This is a genomic window from Butyrivibrio sp. DSM 10294, from assembly GCF_028539135.1.
Lineage (GTDB): Bacteria > Bacillota > Clostridia > Lachnospirales > Lachnospiraceae > Butyrivibrio.
Window position 1 is genome coordinate 1 of record NZ_JANSWL010000075.1, and the last position, 6,758, is coordinate 6,758.

Annotated in this window: 4 protein-coding genes; 2 read left to right on the forward strand and 2 right to left on the reverse strand. The window is 47.5% G+C overall.

Annotation, left to right across the window (positions count from 1 at the left end; translation table 11 throughout):
• Together NXH67_RS09210 and NXH67_RS09215 are read right to left on the reverse strand one after the other, a co-directional pair.
• Positions 1-2,331, reverse strand: a 2,331-nt coding sequence (locus NXH67_RS09210) for a family 43 glycosylhydrolase (protein WP_272797201.1), incomplete at its 3' end; no start/stop codon positions are given.
• A 269-nt stretch (positions 2,332-2,600) separates the two neighbouring features.
• A complete protein-coding gene (locus NXH67_RS09215; protein WP_272797202.1) occupies positions 2,601-3,773 on the reverse strand; it encodes a hypothetical protein in 1,173 nt (390 codons plus the stop codon).
• A 170-nt stretch (positions 3,774-3,943) separates the two neighbouring features.
• Here NXH67_RS09215 and NXH67_RS09220 point away from each other — a divergent pair, with 170 nt between their 5' ends.
• Both NXH67_RS09220 and NXH67_RS09225 read left to right on the forward strand, forming a co-directional pair.
• Positions 3,944-5,533, forward strand: coding sequence for a glycoside hydrolase family 9 protein (locus tag NXH67_RS09220; RefSeq protein WP_272797203.1), 1,590 nt, complete (start codon positions 3,944-3,946; stop codon positions 5,531-5,533).
• Between the two features lie 367 nt (positions 5,534-5,900).
• On the forward strand, positions 5,901-6,758 hold an 858-nt coding region (locus NXH67_RS09225), incomplete at its 3' end, for an endo-1,4-beta-xylanase (protein ID WP_272797204.1).

Here is a 6,758-nt window from a genome sequence, read left to right on the forward strand (position 1 = left end):
CCATACAAGAGTATGAGCTCTCATCTTAAGGCCGTTCTGGTAGCAGATCTTCATAACTTCATCAACAGTGTTGAAGTTGATCTGAGGAACATACTGCTCATTGTATCCGCTGGGGATGTAGTATCCCTGGTTCTTAGCCTGACTTACAGAGATAAGTCTTGCTGAGCTGCCAAGAAGTGCATCGGGCTTCATCTCGTTCTCAAGTGTGATTGAGTTGTAGTGCTGCTTAAGGATGTTGAGCTGGCTGGAGTCTCTGAGCTGATACAGGTTGATACATGTTCCTGAATAGCCGTACTTAGCTCCGTAGGTATTAAGGAGGTTAGCCTCAACGGTCTGACCCTGTCCCTGATTACCGGTGTTGCCACCCTGATTGCCACTGTTGCCGCCCTGGTTTCCTGAAGATGAACCTGAGCCATTGCCCCATGTGAGGTAATCAAGATATGCATCCCATGTGCCGTCGTCTGCTGAAACAGTGAGTTCAACAGTAACTGCACCTGTCTTGTGGTTAACGTTCTCGATGGTGTACTCTGCGGGATACTCATCACCGTAGTAGAAGGTACCAACCTTCTCACCGCCGATCTTAAGGTCTACTCTTGCCATGTTGCTGTTGTTGGAGCAGCCGCGAAGAGTAAAGCTGTGTGTGCCATATGCGAAATACTGATCAAAGCTTACAGTGTCATTGTTAGCATAAAGTGCAACGCCGTTGAACGGACTTGAGATTGTGCCTGTGTACTGGCCGCTCTTGGTCATATCTTCACACTGGACTGTGTCTCTGCCCTGAGCTGACTCATTTCCGCCCTGGTTACCACCCTGGTTACCACCCTGGTTTCCACCTTCGTTGCCACCCTGGTTGCCGCCACCTGCTGTCTCGCCTGTGCCAGCGGCCTGCCAGTAGTCGAATTCAAAGCTTCCGTTGAATACGAATACGATGTTCTTCACACCGGATACGTTCTTCATGGTGCCTGTGAAACTCTTGTTGCTTCCGTTGGTGTTAGAAAGGTTGATGGTTCCGAGAAGATTGCCTGAAGGGCTGTTCTCTCTAACCTGGATTGTGCCTGAACCTCTGCTGTTTACGTTAACTGTGATGGAGCTAAGTCCCTTGGAGAAGTTAACGCCCTTAACCTTAGTGTAGTCGCCGTTGGAGATGCTGCCTACCCAAGCTACTCCGTCGCCGTTACCTGAAACGGTGATGCCAGCCTGTGTGAACATTGTCTCAGCCTGAACAGCGTCATAAGGGTTAACGTATGAAAGCTGTGAAACACCTGACATTGTAGGTTTGAGTGCGCTAATCCTGCCACCTGATACATTGATCTTATCGATCTGAGTTGTTCTGTAACCAAGGCTCTTGCCGATGATCTTGGACTCAACTGATCTTGTGTGATAAGCCATGTAGTAGCTGCCCTTGAACTCAAAGATAGCGTGGTGGTTGTTTCCTGTTGAACCTGAGAAGAATACACCGGGGTTCTTCATGACCTCGCCCTGGTATGTGAAAGGTCCCATAGGATTAGAACTTGTCATGTACTCGATTGCTGCGTTGCTGTAACCGTTGGAGCAGTTCCAGTTAGAGCAGTATGAGTAGAAGTATGTGTTACCAATCTTGTTGATGCCTGAATCCTCGAAAAGATAAGGAGCATCGATTGTAGCAGCTGAGCCTGAAGTTGAAATCATGTTGCTGCCAAGCTTGATAACTCTTGCTGTCTTGGGATGTGCGTACTGTCCGGAAGGAACGCCGCCACCGAAGTAAAGATAACCTGTTCCGTCAGAATCAACGAGAACTGAGGGGTCAAACATCCATTCAACACCGCTGCAGCCTGCTGTCTGCCTGGTTATGAAAGCACGTCCGAGAGGATCTGTCCAGGGTCCTGTAGGACTGTCTGCTGTAAGAACGCCGATGCTGCTGGCGTTGTTAGCGAAATAAAGGAAGAACTTGTCCTTACCGTTTATTTTCTTGGTTGCGATGCAGGGAGCCCATGAATTGGATGCCCACTTAGCGGCTCCGCCGCTACCTGCGATCTTAAAGCTGCCATGGTCTGTCCAGTTGACCATGTCCTTGGAAGAATAACAGTTGAGTGTGTTAATCTTGCCGTATGTGTTTTCGTTGTTGCCGGCGAATTCCTGTGTGTCATTGGTTGTGTAGATGTAAACTGTGTCGTTATACACCAGAACACCAGGATCTGCGCCGTAGTTCTGTGTCACAAGCGGGTTGTTCTCATTGTCACCCTTGACATAGCTGCCATTGGTAACAGAGGCCGCCTGTGCTGTTGTACCAGTGCCAAATATTGCTCCCCCAAACAACATAAGGCTCAGTACTACTGCCAAACCTCTTTTCATACAAAAACTCCTTTCCCTAGTTGAATAGTGTACTGTAAGCAGTTTCATCATAGCAATTCTCCTAAAGAATCACATACCAAAGATTGCTATGTGGTGCGCAGAAGTTGCTATTATTGTAAAAAACATTGATATTTTTTAAAAAAGTCGTAATAAAATCAAATTTTGGATGAATTATTTGCACAAAAAAAAGATGCATTTGATAAAAGAATTGTTATCTTTTGCCAAAATGCATCTTTTTATATTCGCAAAAATATAAGAATTATTGGAAATCAGTTGCCGCCGGTGTTACTGAACCAGCTGCTGTAATCGGGCTCAACCCAGGTATCATCTGAGCTGTCCCCGGTTGTGTCCTCAGTGGTGTCATCGCTGTAATCGTCTTCGTCGTAATCATCTGAGGTGTCATCTTCGTTACTGTAGTCGCTGCTGGTATAACCGCGGGAAGGTCTTGTGGTGCTGGTAGAGGTGTTGCCGGTGGCTCCGCCGGGGTAGGAAACATCGTCGTCGTCTTCATAGAAATCAGTATCATCTTCAGAAGCGTCATCGACTTCGTCTTCCTCATCCTCGGAATACTCGTTGTCCTCAAGGGTGTTGTCGTAGTTGTTCCAGTACTCATCTACGGCATTTTCCTCGGTGTCAGACTCATCAACTTCGCCGTCCTCATACTCCTCTGTATCCCAATTATCTTCGGACTCTTCATAGTCTTCATAGTCTTCGTTGTCTTCATCCTCGGAGTCGTCACCGAGAAGGTCCTCGGGGTAACCAAGAATGTCGATGAACTCGTAAGGGTCTGAATCGGCTTCGTAGCAGGCAAGGAGAATCTCGGGATAAGTCTTGGCTGCGAGTTCACCTGCTGACAATGAAGGATTGCTGCTGACGATTCTCATGATAAAAGCGCCCTTACCGGTGGGAATATTGTATCTGGCGGCAAAGCCCTTGGTCCATGCATCATTGTCGATAGTCTGATCAAGAACCAGTGCGTTCTCGAAGTTGCTGTCCATTACATCGGAAGCGGCGTAGGCTGCATCATACATCAGCTCTTCAGCCAGCTCCTCGCCCAGCTCATCGGTTCTTGCATAGGCGGAGATAAGTGCTGAGGGATTGTCTTCTGTTATATAGCCCATATCCACGAGATTGAGCATCACAGCGCTGACTGCGGTGTCAACATCGCTAAAGAGAAGGCTCTCTGTGCCGATGGCTGCCCGGCCCTCGGGGGATCCGGAATATACGCTTGTTACCTCGCCTTCCTTATTTACTTTGATTGTGATGGTGTCGACGTTGTCGGTATCTATCATGACAGCGCCATACACATAGAATTTGAAAGTAAGGATGATTCCCGCTGCAATTATCAGGTCACTGATGCCAAACCACAGAAGGAGTCTGACAAACCAGGGGAGTTTCTTACGTTTTTTTACCGTTCCGTCATTATTCTTAAATTTACTCATGTTAGTCCTCGTTAATAAAGATGCCATTTTACTCATAAGCATAATACAGCATAACGCAGAGCTGTGCAATGTGAATGATAAAAAAGAATGTGTTTAAAATGAGCTTGTTTTTATATATTATATTATAAGACAAACATTCACAGAGAAGGGGATTTTCAAGGAGGCAGAAAATGGTATATGTGAATCAGGCCGGTTATTCACCGGAATCCAAGAAAAAGGCAACATTGGCGGGAGATGAGAATTTTACCCTTTATACAAAGAGCGGAAGAGAGGTACTAAAGGGGAAACTTGCGCTGCACCACGACGACAACAGCGGAGAGGATACGGCTGTTGTGGATTTTTCCGAGGTAAGGGAGCAGGGGAGCTACTATTTTACCGACGGAAAAGGCAATAAGAGTGCGGAATTCGTTATAAAAAAGAACCACTATCATGAGGCTCTTAAGGCTTCCATGAAGATGTTTTACTTCCAGCGCTGCGGAATGGAGCTGGAGGAAAAGTATGCGGGAGTGTTCGCAAGGAAGGCATGTCACTGCGGAGGCGGATATCTTCTGGAGAACCCGAAAATCCGCCGCAAGATGCTGGGCGGCTGGCATGATGCGGGCGATTACGGCAGATACGTGACAGCGGGCGCGGTGGCTCTTGCTCATATTTTATACGGTTATGAGATGTTCCCGGGGGCTCTGACCATGGATCTTAACATCCCCGAGAGCGGCGGCAAGTATCCTGACATTCTGGCTGAGTGCAAGTACGAGCTGGACTGGATGCTGGATATGCAGGATGAGGACGGCGGAGTTCACCACAAGTGTACTTCACAGAATTTCTGCGGATTTGTGATGCCTGATGAGGATGATCTTGATATGGTGATCACACCGGTATCGAGCCTTGCTACAGGTGATTTTGCAGCTATTATGGCGCTGGCAAGCCGCATTTACAAGGCTTATGACGAGGAGTATGCCAAGGTTCTGGCTGATGCCGCAAGGCTTGCCTGGGACTGGCTTGTGAAGAACCCGGCCTTTGTATTTGAGAATCCTACCGAGGTTACGACAGGAACCTATGAGGATATGTGCGACACCGACGAAAGACTCTGGGCTGCGGCTGAGATGTTCCGTCTGGACGGTCGTGAGGATGCCAGGAAGATCATTTTGAGCGTGCTTGAGCTTAGAATCAGCCTGTACAGCCTTGGCTGGGCTGATGTCGGAGGACTTGGCACACTGGCTGTTATAAACGGCGGCAAGGAGCTGTTTGGCGAAGATCTGTATAACAGGATGGTTCTTAAGTGGGTTGATGAGGCCAACAGACTGAAGAGTGTTGCATGTAACAATGACTTTGGCCTTACGCTTCGTCCCGCTGAATTTGTCTGGGGCAGCAACATGGTGGTACTGACCAATGCCATTGTTCTGTGCGTTGCCCATTATCTCACAGGAGATGTTGGATATCTCTGGACAGCGGAGTATCAGCTTGACTATATATTTGGAAGAAACGCAAATGATATCAGCTATGTGACGGGCATCGGTGAGAGAGCCTTCAGGCATCCGCACCTTCGTCCCACTGAGGCTGACGGCATTGATGATCCTATTCCCGGATTTGTTTCCGGCGGCCCGAATTTCAGGCCCTGCGACGAGGCGGCAAATATGGAGAATATGGCTGATCAGCCGGCGATGAAGAGATATGCGGATGATATGAGATCGTATTCGACGAATGAGATTACGATATATTGGAATTCGCCGCTTGTGTTTGTGCTGGGGTATATGGCGAGATAAGTTGAGTTTCCAGAGATGATATGAGAACCCTTGGGGACGGTTGTGAGTCAATGGGGACGGTTCTTTGTGACTCACGAAGCGAGTCACAAAGAACCGTCCCCATTGACTCACAACCGTCCCCTGCTACTTACATCTTTTTTTCCGCTATTTTTCACAATGGCATCTCTTAATCTTTCAAACATTTTGTGCAATAAATCAATCATTTTCCCTGATTATTACAAATAATTTAAAAAAATATCGCAAAAATTTACAAAATAAGCAATAATTGAAAGCCACGAAGCAATATTTGACATGTAAAAAAAGCCCAGAATTGCTATGCTAAAGCTGCTTGCATTATATTATTTCAACTAGGGAAAGGAGTTATGGTATGAAAAGAGGTTTGGCAGTAGCACTGGGCCTTATGTTGATTGGGGGATCAATATTCGGCAACAGTACCACAGCACAGGTAGCGAAAGCTGCCGACGACAAAGTTGAGTGCGAGAGCATGACCAAGAGCGGTCAGTACACCGGCTCTATCAGCAGCCCTTTTAGCGGCGCAGCTCTCTATGCAAACAACGATACACTGAGCTTTAACCAGTATTTCGCATACGGCACTCACAGTTTCACTCTCCGCGGCTGTTCCAACAACAGCAACATGGCAAAAGTAGATCTTAAGATCGCCGGAGAGAAGAAGGGTACATTCTATTTTGGAGATTCGTATCCTGCAGAGTACACCATCGAGAACGTAAGTCACAAGACAGGCGATGTAACTGTTCAGCTGACCGTGTCCGCAGATGACGGCACATGGGATGCATACGTTGACTACCTTACATGGGGCAACGGTTCAGGATCATCTTCAGGCGGAAACACAGGTGGCAGCACCGGCGGAAGCACAGGCGGCAACCAGGGTCAGACAGTAGGGGCTAACCTTCTTAACACCTACGGTGCACAGTACGGCTATTCAGGAACATGTATCAACCTGTATCAGCTCAGAGACTCCAGTCAGCTTAGCATCCTTAAGCAGCACTACAATTCAATCACACTTGAGAACGAGATGAAGCCTGATGCTCTTCTCGGCGGCTCAGCAAGACTTATATCTGTAAGCCAGGCTAAGAACCAGGGATACTACATCCCCAGCGGATACAATGAGCAGTATGTTCCTCAGATCAACTTCAACACTGTTGATGAAGTTATGAAGATCTGCTACCAGAACGGCCTTAAGATGAGAGCTCATACTCTTGTATGG